The organism is Alphaproteobacteria bacterium GM7ARS4, from assembly GCA_014332745.1.
Classification (GTDB): Bacteria; Pseudomonadota; Alphaproteobacteria; order GM7ARS4; family GM7ARS4; genus GM7ARS4.
In genome coordinates, this window is record JACONL010000001.1 from 101345 (window position 1) to 117133 (window position 15789).

The following is a 15789-nucleotide window of genomic DNA, read 5'->3' on the forward strand; positions in this document are numbered from 1 at the left end:
GACTATGCAGTTTTCTTTTCTTGCTCAATGATCCCCAACACATCAGACTCCTTCATAATCAATAGCTCCTCGCCATCAATCTTGACCTCTGTGCCAGACCATTTCCCAAACAATATCCGGTCGCCCTTCTTCACATTCAAAGGAACCCTCTTGCCATCATCACGAACCTCCCCATCACCCACCGCAATAATCTCACCCTCACTGGGCTTCTCCTTCGCCGTGTCCGGAATGATAATGCCACCCTTTGTCTTCTCGTCACCCTCGATACGACGAACCAACACCCTGTCATGTAACGGTTTGAATTTCATCCATCCTCCTCACATCTTATGATTCATAGAGACCTCGTGTTAGCAGACACACGCCATAACCGATAAAATTTAGCAGTCTAGAGCGAGAGTGCTAACCTTGCCCCTTAACTAGGACATAGACAAAAACCTGTCAAGAAAAAATATCAAGAAAATCTCGAGCCCGTCATAGGACTCATGACTCATGCCAATGTCTCCCGCCTCACGTCACCCACTTTCCTACAATCTCTTCTATGTCAGCATAATGTTGGGCACACCGAGTGCCCGTCATCCCCTTTAATGCCTCCATGCTGGTCTCAACGTTCTTTTGGATTTTATCGTCAAGACGCTCTTTCGTGGACGACATGAGAAGATTCCTCACCTTTACAAACATATCCTCCCCGAACCATTCCTTGAATTTTTTTTGTTCATCCTTGTCGAAACGCCCATCCATAGCAATTTTTTGCACAATCATCCAGAGCTTTATGTCATCTTTCACTTGAGTAATATGTTGACGAACAGCCTTTTCTACAAAGGGGTCGAGCTCCTTTTTCACTTTTTCATCGAGTGTGTCCATCTCACCGCTCCTCTCCATCACGGGATAATCCTTCCATGCATGCACTGTGGAAAACCATAAAAGGGCGCGACATCTTATCACCATAGGAGGATGTGTCGTGGTGAGTGCCTCGCTGTCATAAGGCTTCTCTATTTTCTTTGCTTGGGCAATGAAGTGAGGCACATCATAGTGTAGATGGCGGTCACCCAACCCAGAAACGGTTTTCATAATAGCGCGCATGGCTGTGTTGAGGTTTTGCGCTGCCACAAGCCCCAGACGGTCGGCTGATATTTCTTGCGCCCTCATCTGAGAAAAAAACACCAAAGAGATGGTATCATCCCGCATAATCCTGTGCATCAGCAAAAAATGCCCCAATTCATGCCCTATAACAAAAGAAAATTCTTCAGCACTGAGAAGATTAACAAGCCCAGAAGAAAATTGGAGAACGCAACGCGCATTGCTGTGAAGGCATGAAGCCTGTATCTCTGGCGATTCCTTAATAAACGCATCAACCTTCTCGCGAGGAATAAACAACCTGTCACAAACGACATTGAGTGTGCGCGCCAACGTCGGCGTCACATGCTCACTTATCAAGAGACTGGAACGCAACAACGTATCCCTCTGCCCCATGACATCGTTGTCCCATGCGCTCAGCGCCTCTCCCTGTCTCTCCCTATCTTCCTTGTAACGAATGACGGACGCATGCCTCTTGGCATCAACATAATCACTTCCCATACTTCTTACGCGCCTTGCCAAGGTCATCAAGCATTCTTTGGGCATGCGCTCGCTCCTCTGGTGATGAGAGGGTGGAAAGACGGCCATTCCATTTTGCATGCTCGCGCTTGATATGCGCCATGATTTTATCATGCCCCCACTGAGGGTCTATCCCTACCCTGTCCTCAAGAGAGAGCTCTCCGCCTGAGAGGTCAAGAGAGCCCGCACCAATCATTTTTATATCCCGTATTGCCTCAAGCTTTTTGGTATCAAGGTCCACGCCCTTCTCTATGAAACGCACCAGCGCCATCTCTTCTTTGGCAATCTTGCCATCGGCCGTCATGATGTCATAGACGAGCTCTACCATATCATACATGGCCTTTTTCTCACCAATGTCCCGTAAACGGCTTAAGAGGCGGGAAAGGCGCGCCTGTTGACGACTTTGCAAACCTGCTGTGACATCCCGTGTGGCGTCTTCATACCCCTCTTGCAATGCCTTCCTATAGAGCGCCTTGAGACTCTTCTTCTTGTCCTCGGAATAACCCTCTACGGCTTTGTTCGCCCATGCGCGTATCACGTCCTTCTCTCGTTCGTGCAATTCACCATCTGCCATCGCCACCTCAACGGCAATTTTGATGGAGATGGCTTGCGCCTCCTCCCTGTCTCTCATCGCTTCCTTATAGCCTTTGTCGGTAAAGACATGGTGAAAGCTGATGTCCTTCTGCCACAATACAGCATCCTCGTTGAGGACATGACCAGCTATTATCTTCATATCATCCTGCCAATCCACAAGGCGCACCCGCACAACGAGGTCGCAAGCACCACCATAGGGAGGGTGCAAAATCATCGGGACGACAGCCCCGATGGTGACCCAATCCCTTACCACCATGCCTTCCGTGACACGACCAACGCGACGTTTCATGTGATACACATGGGTTAAATCCTCTTGGAAAGCATCGACCATAGAAAAAACGGGGGCAAGCGCGCCCGATGAGTCCTCAGCAAACACCGAGAACACGAATCCCACCTCCTTTGGTTCATCGCCGACGGGAAAAACGCCCCTGAATTGAATTTTCTTGACGATGGGTGAGTCTGCCTCACTGAACAGCCTGTCGTCAGCGATGCGTAATCTGGATAATAGGAGGTCAAGTATGCCCATATTCTACTCGACGATGATGCCACCGGTATCGCTCCCAAGCTTTAGGTCAACGGTCTTCTCCTTTCCCGTCGCCACATCGACAAAAGAGCAATGCATGATTTGATTGCTATCATAACTGTAGGTCACCTTAATCTCTTGACCCGACGGTCTATCGGGAGGAAGGGGCATAGACCCTTCATGGATAATCTCCAAATTACGAAGACCCTCCTCCTTTATGACAGACTGCGTGACGCGACAGTCCACACTCGTTTGCCCGTCTGACACCGTATAGTAAGACTTTGTGACGGAACAGGGAATCTGGTCGTTCTTGTTGATGAGAATGTCGTTACATGGCTCTGGACGACCTAACTCACCAGCCCGCAAGGCCAGCGTGCCATAATAGTGATTCGCCACCTCTTTAATCTTACCCTTGAGTGCTTGTCGCTGGGCGGACGTTAGGTCTTCTGGTCTATCGCTCTTATAGGCAGCGTAGAAAGCGGCACCAAGGGCAACGACCTCATCCACATTTTTCTCAGCAATGGGTTTTTTCCCAAAAACACGTTCGACACTTGCCACAATACAGGGGATGCGGGTGCTTCCCCCCATGCTTGCGGTGTCATGACAGCGTGCCCTTCGATGACAACATGACGCTTGCGATACAAAAACAAAAACAGCACAAGGATAAGCATGAGAACGACAGAAAGCGCCATAGAAGCCCACATCAGCCAGAGGGGTATATCGGGCTCACTATCAGTAGGAGTCGAAGGGAGTGTCTCATTCATCTCTTGATGGAAGGGCGCACTCACGGGCTCGCTATCGGCAGGAATCGAAGGGGATGTCTCATCACCCTCGTTGCTTGGGACTCTCTTTTGTCCCTCGTCCATCATCTCAGGCGATGGCGGGTCGCTCATGACCCCCGCACAGGCATAAGCAAGCACGGCGACGCCCAACGTCATGATAAAAGGACGCACAAGAAACATGACACACAACCCTATCAACATCCCTACGAGTCTTGCAACTCGTCAACCCGTTGTAAGGTGCTTTTTGTGTCTGTCTATAAAAAATGTTTATGGCGAGGGCAGGCAGTAACGCAACCACGCCTTTGTGAGGGTCTCTTGCACCTTGTTCTGTTCCAAACGCCCATGAAGACATGTGAAATCAACCTTGTCCAACGGTTGGTCTTGATTAAAGCACGAATAAACAATGTCCTCCTTGCCTGTCTTCGAATCCCTGTGAACCTGAAGGCATTGAGCGCAAATCTCTTTCATCATACATTGCATGGGCGAATTGATACTCCCTATCGCCACATGGGACGCCTTCATATAAGGCTTTAAAACGCCATGGCGCGCCTGTTTCACCGCCGCCATCATCCCGTCCGACCCTATGACAATGACCCTATCCACCTCTGACAAAGGCATCATCTCCCCAGACGACTCACCCCCTTGTCCAGCAAGACGCCCCTCACCATAGGCATGCAACGCTTCCACGATGTTGCCTACATACGATAAATCCTGAGGACGCCCAGCCTCAAAACCCGGCCCTTCATCACAACACCATACAATCTTATCCGCTGCACGCTCTATCACATCCACCTTGTAACGATCATGCATGCGGCGATAACCCGCAAAATATAAAACCTTCGAGCCTTGCTGACGCAACCCTTCCCCTATGGAAAAAAGAACGGCATTGCCTAACCCGCCACCCACCAAGAGAACGCTCTCACCCCCCGCTAACTCGGTAGGACTCCCCGTCGGCCCCATCAGCACCACAGGCTCATGGGGACGCAAAAAACGGCACAAATCAGACGAACCACCCATCTCTAAAACAATGGTCGATAGCAAGCCTTTCTCCTTATCCACCCACGCCCCCGTCAACGCTAACCCCTCCATGCCTAAACATGTCCCACGACGGCGCATGGCATGGGACTCATAGTTTTGAAAACGGAAAAATTGGCCAGGGCGGAAATGTGTCGCCGCCGCACGCGCCTCTAACACAACTTCCACAATCTTTGGCGCTAACACCTCCACCGACACCACACGCACACGCCACAGACTATTGAGCCTCGCACATAAGGATTGCCAAACTGACCAATCATGGCGCGCACCTAAACGCTTTTGCGCCATCAATGTGGTAATCTCCCCATAGCCTTGCTTCGCACTCGCCATCGCACGCACCACATTGCCAGCATAGGACGGATGTAAATCGCCAAAAAAACTTATCCCTCGCCCTTCATCGTCAATGGACGCCATCACATAGACTTTGTTCGGCTTCGCATGACCCTGAGGCGATACCTTCTTGCCATCCAAAGAGAGCGCTTGGAAAAAACCACGCTCCTCCAAAGAAAAGAGGCCTTGCTCCTCACGCGCCAGCACGACATTGGGCTTTGTCCCCGCCGCTACCAAAATCGAACGCGCCTTCAATACCCTCTCCTCACCATCCGCCCCCTTCACACGCAAGCCACACGCATGCCCATCCTTATCCACCTCCACCGCCAAGGGCACGTGATGGTCTAAAATATGAATGCCTTCTTCAACAGCTTTGCGCACCTCCTCATGGTTGAGACGATAGCTCGGCGCTTCTGCCAAAGAACGCCTATACACCATAGACACGCCACCCCATGTATCGATCCACGTCTTGATGTCAACGTCCCTGCCTTCCTCACGGGCGCGCGCCTCCTCCTCACACAAAATCCTGCCATGCTCTAGCCATACACGCGCCGTCTCGCGCTCGTAGCCCTCAGCAAAGAGTGCCTCCATACCACCCACAACGCCTTCATCGCACAACACGCGAAAACGACGCCAAAAACGCTTCACCTGCACACCATAATACGCCATCGCCTCCGTTGCCGTATCCACCGCCGTCAAACCACCCCCTATCACCACCACAGGCAACGATAATTGTAAATTCGAAAGGCTATCCTCACGCGCCGCCCCCGTCAATTGCAACGCCATCAAAAAATCTGACGCCTGACGAACGCCAAACGCTAACTTATTCGGCATATCAATCACCGTCGGCTTGCCCGCCCCCGCACAAAGAGCAATATGGTCAAAGCCTAAATCCCACGCATCCGCCACCGATAACGTGCTCCCAAAACGAACACCACCAAATAACGCCACATGGCGACGCCTCTCCAGCAATAAACGCAACACAAGCAAAAAATTCTTGTTCCAACGCACCGTGATGCCATATTCGGCAACGCCACCAAAACCCGCACCAATACGCGACTCCAATGGCTCGTATAACGATGTGATGTCCTCTATCGGCTCAAACGCCCCATGAACACCCGCACTATCCACGCCACATAATGACGCAGGCAACGGCTCGAGCTTCAAACCATCCACAACAACAACGCCATGCCCATCATTCGCTAAATGGTGCGCCAATGTATATCCAGCAGGACCCAAACCCACCACCAACACATGACGACCACTATAGGGACGAGCATAGGGACGCCCCACATTAAGAGGATTCCAACGAGTCAAAACGCTGTAAATCTCAAAACCCCACGGCAAAGATAAAACATCCCTCAAAACACGCGTCTCCACCTGCGGAATATCAACAGGCTCCTGCTTCTGGTAGATACACGCCTTCATACAATCATTACAAATGCGGTGACCCGTCCCCGCCACCATCGGATTATCCACAACAACCATCGCCAACGCACCAATGACAAGGCCCTGCCCCTTCAGCATGTTCATCTCCGATATTTTCTCGCCCAAAGGACAGCCTGTCAGAGGCTCGCCAAAAACATTCTGCCTGAAACCAGAGCCATCACGCACATCACGAAACCCCTTCGAACAGGAATCTTTGCCTTGCTTATGGCAGTAAATGCAATAGTGGGCATGGCTCAAAGCCTTCTCCAGCGTCATGCCCTCGTCGGTAAGCCCAAAGCCTTCGCGCTGACGCCTATGCGCCGCAACACCCTGACGCATCGACGTACCATTCACCATAGACGCCTCCAATGCCACCAAATGGGAAAAGTCTAAGCGGTGAGGATGCCAAAAAAGAGCGCTCTCACGATGTTCCTGTCGGCCATCACACGTCAAGCACGCCCACGCCGCATAACGCAACGCCTCCTCTAACAAAACGCCATGAGACGCTTCATCCTCGCACCACGCCATGACATGAGTCGAAAAAGACATGTCACACATATCTTCGCCAAAAGCTTGCGCTAAAACGCCACGCCCCCTCTCCCCGTCATAGTCCGCTACATCCTCCGCCTTGCCATAAGCCTTCAACGCACGTCTCTGCACAAACAGACGGCGACAGCGATGAATGGGGTCGCTTACCCCATGACGCACACGCAACGACTCCACAGCCTCCTCAATGGAAAATAAAGACGCTATGAAATCCTCAAGATGGGGCGCAAGGGCAAGCAAAAGTGACGACTCGTCCTCCAAAGAACCCCCACGAGACACAATGCGACGCGCCGCACAGAGACCATCCCTCAACCCCTTGTCCCTCGACTCTAAAAAAACCAAGAAACAATCATCCAAATCCTTAAGACGCCCATGGTCATACAAGTCATGGAACGTCATACCAAAACCTAGCGTTTTCCTCACAGACTCATCCATCCTCACACAAACACCCTAAAGAACGCCACGCTCTAAGACAAAATTGTCAGCAACGTAACCCATCAGGCGAGAAACAGACTCCCCCAAATTAAGGTCAAGGGTGTCAATGATTAAATCTGGCTCCAAAGGCACTTCATAAGGCGCCGACACGCCAGAAAACATGGGAATGACACCCTTACGCGCCTTCTTATACAAACCCTTAGGGTCACGCGCCTCACATGTCTCCACATCCGCCTTGATATAAACCTCACGGAAATACGAACCGCATACTTTCGCCGCTAACAACCTGTCATCACGATAGGGAGAAATGAAAGCCGCAATGACAATGAACCCCGCATCACACATCAACGCCGCCACCTCGCTCACACGGCGAATGTTCTCCGCCCTATCCTCAGGCGTGAACCCTAAATCCTTATTCAAACCATAACGGACATTATCACCATCCAAAACGTAAACCTGATAACCCTTCAAAAATAAACGCCGCTCCGCATCAATGGCAATGGTGCTCTTGCCCGCCCCCGATAACCCCGTGAGCCATATCACACCGCCCTTATGGTGATTACGCACCGCCCTATGCTCTGACGTCACACGATGTTCTACCTTGTAGATATGGCGGTCACCGCCATGCAACGCCTCTTGCGGCGTCATGACATGGACATCATCCAAACGAATAATGCCCCCACCAGCAATGTGATAGCCATCACGCAAGACAAAACGCCCAGAAAGAGGATGCGCCTGATGGTCATCCAACGCCATCAACTCACGAGAACGCAACGTCACCTCCGCGACGCTGTTGTACGGCACCATCATATGACGCCCTTCATGACGAGACGCTAAATCATCCGTATCGATCACACGCGAGACATCCGATAACTCCACAGAATACTCAGCTGTCCCAACACGCATCCTATACGTCTTGCCCTGCACAAGAGGCTTCTTCGACAGCCAAAAAACATCCGCCTTAAACGCATGGGTGTAGCCCGGCGGCTCACGCCTTAAACTGCCCACCATCCCGCGCTCAACAAAAAGCTGCTCACGCAACGTCACACCCACAGACTCGCCACTCCCCGCCCCCTGTATCGACTGAGTCGACGGCAATTGCGGCCAATGCTCAAAAGACGCCACCTCACCCTCTAAACCCACAGGCGAAAAGAGAAGCTTGTCCCCACAGCGCATCGTCCCCCCCTCGATACGACCGACAATGATACGACGCTCGTCAAACTTATAGACATCCTGCACATGAAAGCGCAAAGGAAGATCCTCGGCCGGCGGAGTCGCCTCCAATGAATCTAAGGCATCAATAAAAACCCTGCCCCTATACCAAGCCATATTATCAGAAGCACGCGTCATATGGTCGCCATGCTGAGCTGACACAGGAACAATATGCTTCGCCACCAACCCCAACGTCTTCACATAGTCCTTAATCTCAGCGGCAACCTCGACAAAACGACTCTCTTCATAAGCAACCTTGTCCATCTTATTGACGACAATGACGAGCTGCTTAATCCCCAACATATGAACAAGATAGGCATGACGGCGAGATTGCTCACGCAAACCCTCCGCCGCATCGATAAGAAGAACAACAGCATCCGCCGACGCCGCCCCCGTAATCATGTTCTTCAAAAACTCACGATGACCAGGCGCATCAATAATGACATAGGGACGAACCGCACTCTTAAACCATATCTGAGTCGTGTCGATGGTGATCCCTTGGTCTCGCTCAGCCTGAAGAGAATCCGTCAAAAATGCCCACTCAAAGGGCATCGAACGCCGACGACACATCTCTTGTATCGCTTCATAACGCCCCTCAGGCAATGACTTCGTCTCGTAAAACAAACGCCCCACAAGAGTCGACTTCCCATGGTCCACATGACCCACCATGACGACGCGCAAAGGACGAACACCCGCCCCAAAAGAAGACACACCGACATTCTCTAGGCTCTTTTCTTCTCTGCTCGCTCTCATCCTGTTCTCTTGTCCTTGTTCATCGCCATCGCCCCCCTCCCTCTTATCATTTTCTTATCATCTGTTGACAAGATTTTTTAACCCCACGCACACCATGCTCACAACACGCTACATATACCCATCAGCACGCAAACGCTCAAAGGCATCCTCACGCTCATGGTCCATCGCCCTGCCAGCCCTCTCCGAAACCTTCGTCGTCTCCAATTCGGCAATAATCTCCTTCACCGTCTTGGCATCGCTGTCTATGGGATGGGTAATGTCCTTATCCCCTAAAGAACGATAACGCTTGCCTTTCTTGCTGAAATATAAATCAACAACGGGAATCGACTCGCGCTCGATATAACGCCATATATCCACCTCGCTCCAACTCAATAAAGGATGAACGCGCACATGGGTGTTCGGAGAAAAGGACGTATTATACTGCCCCCAAAACTCAGGCGGCTGGTCACGAATGTCCCACGCCCCGCTCTCACCACGAGGAGAGAAAAAACGCTCCTTAGCACGAGTCGCCTGTTCATCACGCCTAATCCCTAAAATCAACCCTTGATAACCCTTCTCACGCACAATGTTCTTTAACCCTTCCGTCTTGCGGGCTGCTGAACGCGCCGCCGGCGTCAATGTGTCGTCTATCGTCCCCAAGTCCGGACAAAGACCGCGCACAAGGTCCAATTTCCACGTCTTCGCATAGGTGTCACGAAAAGCATACATCTCCTTAAACTTCTTGCCCGTATCCACATGCACCGCCGGGAAAGGCACACGCCCAAAAAACGCCTTCTTCGCAAGCCATATCATCACATTAGAATCCTTGCCTAAAGACCACAAAATGGCAAGACGCTCAAAGGCATGATACGCCTCACGCAAAATATAAATACTCTCGTCCTCGAGACGCTTCAGCATATCCATCCCAACACTCACAGCTCTTCCTTGCGCGCCTGCATCCACGACGCATGGTGAATGCCACACTCCGTCTTCGCCTTGTCCGCCCAACGACCCGCCCGAGGATTGTCAATAGCCTCCGCCCTATGCGTGCAATGATAACACCCTATGGACGGATAGCCCTTCCCCACCAAAGGATGAAGAGGCAAACCACGCTCCTCAAACCTCTTATGAATACGCTCCAACGACCAATGCGCCAAAGGGTTAATCTTGACCATACCACCCACATACTCTATCGTCTGCAAACGAAGACGCAAATCGCCATGAAAACGCTTACGACCCGTAATCCACGCCTTATAGGCATGCTCCTCAAACACACGGCGCAAAGGCTCAACCTTCCTGATATGACAGCACCTATCGGCATCGCGCTGCCATAAATCACCCGCCTTATCTTCCGCCGAGAGACGCTCTTCAGAAGGCATGCACAACTGGACGTTACGCAAACCTAAATGGGCTTGAACGACATGGACATAGTTATACGTCTCCTCAAATAATTTGCCCGTATCCAAAAAAATCACAGGTAAATCCTTATCCACATTCGCAACCATATCCAAAAGCACAGCCGACTCCGCCCCAAAAGACGACGTCGCCATGATCGAGCCCGCAAAAGCACCCTCTATCATGACCTCCAACAATGCCTCGCCTTCTAAATCCCCATAACGCGCACATAATGAAGACGTATAAGACTCTAAAGACTCCTCAGCACCAAGCTCACGCACAACCACTTCATCACCCACAAAAGAACCCCTCATCACCTTACCCTTATCATCACATCACTTCAACCTATTGACGACAAAACCCCCTCCACCCTCACGTCATACGAACGTAAGGGAAAAAAATATATATGTCAATCACATTGTAGAATAATTATATTCTACAATAAAAACATGGGAAATATGAGCCTTCCCACAAAATAGCTCTAGACATCATGGCATCATAAAAATAATGTAGGAGCATAAAGGAGGGTGTTTCTTTGCTTGACTCCATGCCAGCACGGGATGGATAACCCTTTGATACGCCGACCATCATGACATCAGATTTTTCACGCACAAAGGAAGAAAGGCGACAGGTAGGGGGATGGCTCTTCATCTGTTGCCTTCTCATCGTCTTCATGGTCGCCATTGGGGGCTATACCCGATTAAGTGGCGCTGGACTCTCTATCACCACATGGCAACCCATCACAGGGATTATCCCTCCTCTCAACGAACAGGCGTGGCATGAGTCTCTCGAAGCCTATAAGACAACCCCGCATTACCAAGACAATCCCGTCTCTCTTGATGCGTTCAAAGACATTTATTGGGTTGAGTATACCCATAGAATGATGGGACGGCTTATCGGTGCCGTCTTTCTTCTCCCCCTGCTCTGGTTTGCGTTTCAGCGTTACTTTTCTCGCCAGTGGCTCATGTTTTTCTTCATGCTCTTGGCGCTCGGTGGCGGGCAAGCCTATATCGGTTGGTTCATGGTCCAGAGCGGGTTGATAGACCAACCCTTTGTGAGTCCCTATCGCCTTGCCCTCCATCTGAGTATGGCGCTCATCCTCTATGGGGCGCTCCTGTGGGCAAGCTTGCGCTGGTGGTTCTATGATGGCTTTCACAAGAGCTTTTACGGAGATGAAAAACCCCCCGAATATGATATCGCGCTCTCAATGCATTGGCATAGTTATGGTGCTTTTCTCCTGCTCTTTGCAACAATGTTTGTCGGCGCGCTGGTGGCTGGCTATAAGGCGGGGCTTCTCTATCCCACCTATCCCCTCATGGATGGTCGTCTCTTGCCACCATTAGAGGGAACGCTACCGTGGTATCACGCCATCATCCTCGAACCCGCTGCCATACAATGGACTCACCGCCTGTTGAGCCTCCTCACCTTTATCACCATCATGGCATGGGTCGCACGCATTGAGACATATGATGTCAAGCCAGCACCCCTATGTTGGGGCGCCCGTATTGTCAGCATGCTCCTCGTCATTCAATTTACCCTTGGTATCGCCACTCTCCTCTTAGGCGTGCCTACGTCCCTCGCCCTCGCCCACCAATTGACGGGTATCCTGCTCTTTTCTGCCCTTCTTATCACCTTGACGATGATGGCCGATTACAAAAGACGATTCCTCGAAGCAACACTCTCCATCCATGGCATCAGTAGCCTCGCCGCACGCTCCTCCGTCACACGATAATGTCCACAACCCTCCATAACGCCATCATCACAAAGATAGGACAAGAGCACCCATGAATGTGAATGCCGTCACCATGCCCTCAAGAGACTCCTCGTCCCACCAACTCTTTATCACATGGTGTCTGTTGGTGAGCCTCTACACGTTCATCCTCTATATCGTCTGGGATGTCGGCGTCTTGACCCGCCTCTATCTTATCGATAAGAGCTTCCTCTCCATCATCATCAGTATCCTCTTTTTTGCTACCACGCTCCATTGTGGCATACACAGCTTCCACACCGCACAGCAACTGCACCAAGCACGGACCATCGAAACCTATCTCGCCCATCATCCCCACCAAGCCATTCTCTACCAACAAGGCACGCTCGCATGGCACGCCCAAGACGGCCAAGCCCCACCCCTTCACACCCATAAAACCCTCCATAACTACCTACGCGATACCATCCTCCAACGAAAACAAGACTATCATGACAGCATATCCTCCCATGACATGACAGAGCGCTATCTCCAACCCCTCTACGACCATGCCGAACATGGATGGTTTATGGCCGATGTCATGATCAAATTGGGGCTTCTTGGCACCGTCGTCGGATTTATCATCATGCTGAGCACCATCACACGCATCGACTCCCTCGATATTGACACAGTGCGCATGCTCCTCGTCACCATGGGAACAGGCATGGCGACAGCACTCTACACAACGTTGGTGGGACTCATCTGCGCGCTCCTCGTTATCTTTCAATATCGACCCCTCGATAAAGGTGGACAGAGTCTCGCACACCATATGTGCCGTATCGCCCTCCTCAATCCCTCCTCAACCCCCTCGCAACCCACGCCCTCGCAACCCAAGAATAGGTAACGACACGCCCCATGCCGTCCCGCATACACAGCAAAGCGCGCACAGACCCGTTCACCGACCTCTTATTTAATGCTCTTATTGGCGTCACCTTCCTCTTTATGATCGCCGTCATTTTCATCAACCCTATCAGCAAAACAGGCAATGTTGTCGTCAAAGCCGAATATATCATCACCATTACGTGGGAAGACTTTAGCCCCGATGATATTGATCTCTGGGTCGAGTCACCCCAAGGCGATACCGTGTGGTTTCGCAATGATGAAGCAGGACTCCTCCATCTCGATAGGGATGACCGCGGCTCCCTCAACGATACACTCCTCATCAACGGACAAGAGGTGAAAAATCCCCTCAATCAAGAAATCGTCACCTTACGCGGCATTGTCCCAGGGCAATATGTCGTCAATATCCACTATTACGCCACCCAAACCTATAAACCCGTTGATGTCAAAGTCAAACTGGAACGCGTCAATCCTCAACTCACCGTCCTCTATTATAAAGAACTCACACTCAAGGAGGCAGGCGAAGAAAAAACAGCCCTCAGATTTAACCTCAGCGCCAACGGAAGAGTCTCCAATATCAATACGCTTCCTAAACAATTGGTCACAGGGTCACCTCGCCCAAGTCCGACTCCGTAGGAAGAAGACTCTGAAGCCACCACCCCATGCCATAACTGACGCCAGCCATGATACATTGCGATACCACGACAACGCCTAAGCCACGCACAACGCCTAGACGCTCACCCTCCTTGTCCTTAAGAAGAAAGCCATAGGAAAGCACAGCAACAGCAAACGGCACGAATGGCGCAACGTAAGAACGTAAAGACTCGTGAAAAACAATCACCCCATCCCACCATGACGATAATGACGAGACGTCATCGATGCCCCACCTGACGAGATAAAACCATAGAATCGAACTGACAAACCATGTGACAAAAAATGCCCGCCATGCTTGGAAAAAAGGAGGCATAAAACGCAACAATAAGAGCGAAGACCACTGAATAAGCCACGCCCCAAGCACCGATATCAGCGATAAAGGAAGCAACATCACCACCAAAAAAATGATGAACAAAAAAGAAATCAACGTATCCACAAGATCCATGCCATACTCCGCCTATGAGCCCCTATGGGCTGGCTTCCGAACATGTGGCATGCGCTTTCGAAAAAACCCATATATGCTACAGGTCAAGAGGGCATGCCACAGGTCACTGGCTCTGGTATATCACAAAATTTTGCTCGAACAGAAGGCATTTCATATGGCAGGCTGTAACCAAGACCATGGATAACGTCCCAATCCCTCCGCACCATGCATGATACATTCACCTCCATCCTCATTCTCTCTATCAGCTATACCCTTGTCGCATGTGTGCTCGTCATCATCCACATGCGCACATCGCTCCATTGGGGCATCAAGTCGTCACTCACCCTTGGCATGGCGCTCTTTTACATCATGCACTATTACGGCTTGAAACAACTGCCGGGCTGGCCAAGCCACGAAGAGCTGCCCAGTGAATTTCGCCTCGTCGCCGCCCAAATCTATGAGCCGAATCCCATTACACAACATCCAGGCCATATTTATCTATGGGTCAGTTCCATGCATGACGATATTGGACTCAGCACACCTCAAGCCTTTGTCCTCGACTATAATGGCACACTCCATACCAACATCAATCAAGCCCTCAACCGCATGAAAAGTGGGAAACCCCAACTGGGAACAACCAGTGAGAATGAGACACAACGCAATAAACAGACGACAAGGCGCGACATGACGTCTGTGGCCGATATGAAAATCACTTTTGAAGATTTGCCATCCCGCCTTCTCCCCGAAAAGTGACGCTCCGCCTATGTCGCGCCTCTTCTATGTTGTCCTTATTGGCTTGTTGCCCGCATGTGAGCAAAACGCCCATGTGTCATATTTTCCCCTCTCCCCCGGACAGATATGGCAGTATGACATCACCCTCAAACCTGGTTATGAAGTCGAAGAGCATATGGTGAGCATAAGACGTAGCCTCACCCCCGTCACCCTCACCCAAAGAGAACGAGAGACATGGCAAAGCGCGCCTCTCGAAATCACCTATGAAAACATCACCCCCATACAGCACGAAAATGATACCTTGTACTACTACCGCCACAATGAGGAAGGAACGCAACGTATCGCCTTTCAAGCCTCTGGAGGAAGTATCGTTCGCTTCGACATGCCACAACGTATTGTCCTCCACGAACCCCTCACACCCGGACACGCATGGGATGTGCCAAGCCAAACCTTTCTCCTTGTGAGACGCCTGCCATCAGACATGGATATGCGGGCGACAGTGCCCTTTGCCATGCGCTATACCATCGACGCGACAGATGTGACGCTACGCCTCCACGGACAACGCTATGACAATGTGTTGCGAGTCCAAGGGGAAGGAAAAACCTCCTTCTTGGGCGAACGCGGTATCGGCACCATCGATGTCCTTATCACAGAGACGAATTGGTATGCGCCCAATGTAGGACTCGTTAAGATGGAACGCACTGAAACGACCTCGTCCCAACTCTTCGGTAAAAACATGTATACGATGGAACTCACCTCCCATCAGCCATAAGCTGTTTCCCTCGTCCTC

Annotated in this window: 14 protein-coding genes; 5 read left to right on the plus strand and 9 right to left on the minus strand. The window is 51.1% G+C overall.

All coding sequences use genetic code 11. The features are described from left to right. Positions 1-2: 2 nt before the first annotated feature. From groES to GDA54_00515, 8 genes are all read right to left on the minus strand, one after another. Entirely contained in the window at positions 3-308 is a 306-nt protein-coding gene (gene groES / locus GDA54_00480; protein ID MBC6496790.1) for a co-chaperone GroES, read from the minus strand. A gap of 199 nt (positions 309-507) precedes the next feature. Continuing rightward, positions 508-1596, minus strand: a complete 1089-nt coding sequence (locus GDA54_00485) for a M48 family metallopeptidase (protein MBC6496791.1) — start codon at positions 1594-1596, stop codon at positions 508-510. Beyond that, positions 1565-2713: a TerB family tellurite resistance protein gene (locus tag GDA54_00490; GenBank protein MBC6496792.1), complete on the minus strand. Its 1149-nt coding sequence runs from the start codon at positions 2711-2713 to the stop codon at positions 1565-1567. The genes GDA54_00485 and GDA54_00490 overlap by 32 nt, the downstream gene beginning before the upstream one ends. 3 nt (positions 2714-2716) lie before the next feature. Next, complete coding sequence (locus tag GDA54_00495; protein MBC6496793.1) at positions 2717-3268, minus strand: Hsp70 family protein; 552 nt, start codon at positions 3266-3268, stop codon at positions 2717-2719. 491 nt (positions 3269-3759) lie between these two features. Beyond that, a complete protein-coding gene (locus GDA54_00500; GenBank protein ID MBC6496794.1) occupies positions 3760-7266 on the minus strand; it encodes an FAD-dependent oxidoreductase in 3507 nt (1168 codons plus the stop codon). Between the two features lie 15 nt (positions 7267-7281). Then, positions 7282-9231, minus strand: coding sequence for an adenylyl-sulfate kinase (cysC, locus tag GDA54_00505; GenBank protein ID MBC6496795.1), 1950 nt, complete (start codon positions 9229-9231; stop codon positions 7282-7284). Positions 9232-9339: 108 nt separating this feature from the next. Next, on the minus strand, positions 9340-10134 hold the full coding sequence (locus GDA54_00510) for a sulfate adenylyltransferase subunit 2 (protein ID MBC6496796.1): 795 nt from the start codon (positions 10132-10134) through the stop codon (positions 9340-9342). Positions 10135-10142: 8 nt separating this feature from the next. Then, the gene (locus GDA54_00515) at positions 10143-10919 is read right to left on the minus strand and encodes a phosphoadenylyl-sulfate reductase (GenBank protein MBC6496797.1); all 777 of its coding nucleotides are present in this window, start codon (positions 10917-10919) and stop codon (positions 10143-10145) included. Between the two features lie 275 nt (positions 10920-11194). Between GDA54_00515 and GDA54_00520 the strand changes: the two genes are divergently transcribed. The 3 genes from GDA54_00520 to GDA54_00530 are packed head-to-tail and all read left to right on the plus strand — an operon-like array spanning position 11195 to position 13825. Beyond that, entirely contained in the window at positions 11195-12337 is a 1143-nt protein-coding gene (locus tag GDA54_00520) for a COX15/CtaA family protein (protein ID MBC6496798.1), read from the plus strand. Between the two features lie 52 nt (positions 12338-12389). Further along, positions 12390-13193: a MotA/TolQ/ExbB proton channel family protein gene (locus GDA54_00525; protein ID MBC6496799.1), complete on the plus strand. Its 804-nt coding sequence runs from the start codon at positions 12390-12392 to the stop codon at positions 13191-13193. An 11-nt stretch (positions 13194-13204) separates the two neighbouring features. Beyond that, entirely contained in the window at positions 13205-13825 is a 621-nt protein-coding gene (locus tag GDA54_00530) for a hypothetical protein (protein ID MBC6496800.1), read from the plus strand. On the opposite strand, the gene GDA54_00535 is transcribed toward GDA54_00530, so the two are convergent. Beyond that, positions 13791-14288 carry a hypothetical protein gene (locus GDA54_00535; protein ID MBC6496801.1) on the minus strand — a complete coding sequence of 166 codons (498 nt, stop codon included), beginning with the start codon at positions 14286-14288 and terminating at the stop codon, positions 13791-13793. The two genes, GDA54_00530 and GDA54_00535, sit on opposite strands and share 35 nt — an antisense overlap. A 204-nt stretch (positions 14289-14492) precedes the next feature. Between GDA54_00535 and GDA54_00540 the strand changes: the two genes are divergently transcribed. Together GDA54_00540 and GDA54_00545 are read left to right on the plus strand one after the other, a co-directional pair. Beyond that, entirely contained in the window at positions 14493-15020 is a 528-nt protein-coding gene (locus GDA54_00540; GenBank protein MBC6496802.1) for a hypothetical protein, read from the plus strand. 10 nt (positions 15021-15030) lie between these two features. Then, complete coding sequence (locus tag GDA54_00545) at positions 15031-15771, plus strand: hypothetical protein (GenBank protein ID MBC6496803.1); 741 nt, start codon at positions 15031-15033, stop codon at positions 15769-15771. Positions 15772-15789 lie beyond the last annotated feature (18 nt).

Bases quoted from the DNA above. Each gene is read 5' to 3' on its own strand.
- groES (MBC6496790.1), bottom strand. From the start codon at position 308: ATGAAATTCAAACCGTTACATGACAGGGTGTTGGTTCGTCGTATCGAG.
- GDA54_00490 (MBC6496792.1), bottom strand. From the start codon at position 2,713: ATGGGCATACTTGACCTCCTATTATCCAGATTACGCATCGCTGACGAC.
- GDA54_00500 (MBC6496794.1), bottom strand. From the start codon at position 7,266: ATGGATGAGTCTGTGAGGAAAACGCTAGGTTTTGGTATGACGTTCCAT.
- cysC (MBC6496795.1), bottom strand. From the start codon at position 9,231: ATGAGAGCGAGCAGAGAAGAAAAGAGCCTAGAGAATGTCGGTGTGTCT.
- GDA54_00510 (MBC6496796.1), bottom strand. From the start codon at position 10,134: ATGGATATGCTGAAGCGTCTCGAGGACGAGAGTATTTATATTTTGCGT.
- GDA54_00515 (MBC6496797.1), bottom strand. From the start codon at position 10,919: ATGAGGGGTTCTTTTGTGGGTGATGAAGTGGTTGTGCGTGAGCTTGGT.
- GDA54_00520 (MBC6496798.1), top strand. From the start codon at position 11,195: ATGACATCAGATTTTTCACGCACAAAGGAAGAAAGGCGACAGGTAGGG.
- GDA54_00525 (MBC6496799.1), top strand. From the start codon at position 12,390: ATGAATGTGAATGCCGTCACCATGCCCTCAAGAGACTCCTCGTCCCAC.
- GDA54_00530 (MBC6496800.1), top strand. From the start codon at position 13,205: ATGCCGTCCCGCATACACAGCAAAGCGCGCACAGACCCGTTCACCGAC.
- GDA54_00535 (MBC6496801.1), bottom strand. From the start codon at position 14,288: ATGGATCTTGTGGATACGTTGATTTCTTTTTTGTTCATCATTTTTTTG.
- GDA54_00540 (MBC6496802.1), top strand. From the start codon at position 14,493: ATGCATGATACATTCACCTCCATCCTCATTCTCTCTATCAGCTATACC.
- GDA54_00545 (MBC6496803.1), top strand. From the start codon at position 15,031: ATGTCGCGCCTCTTCTATGTTGTCCTTATTGGCTTGTTGCCCGCATGT.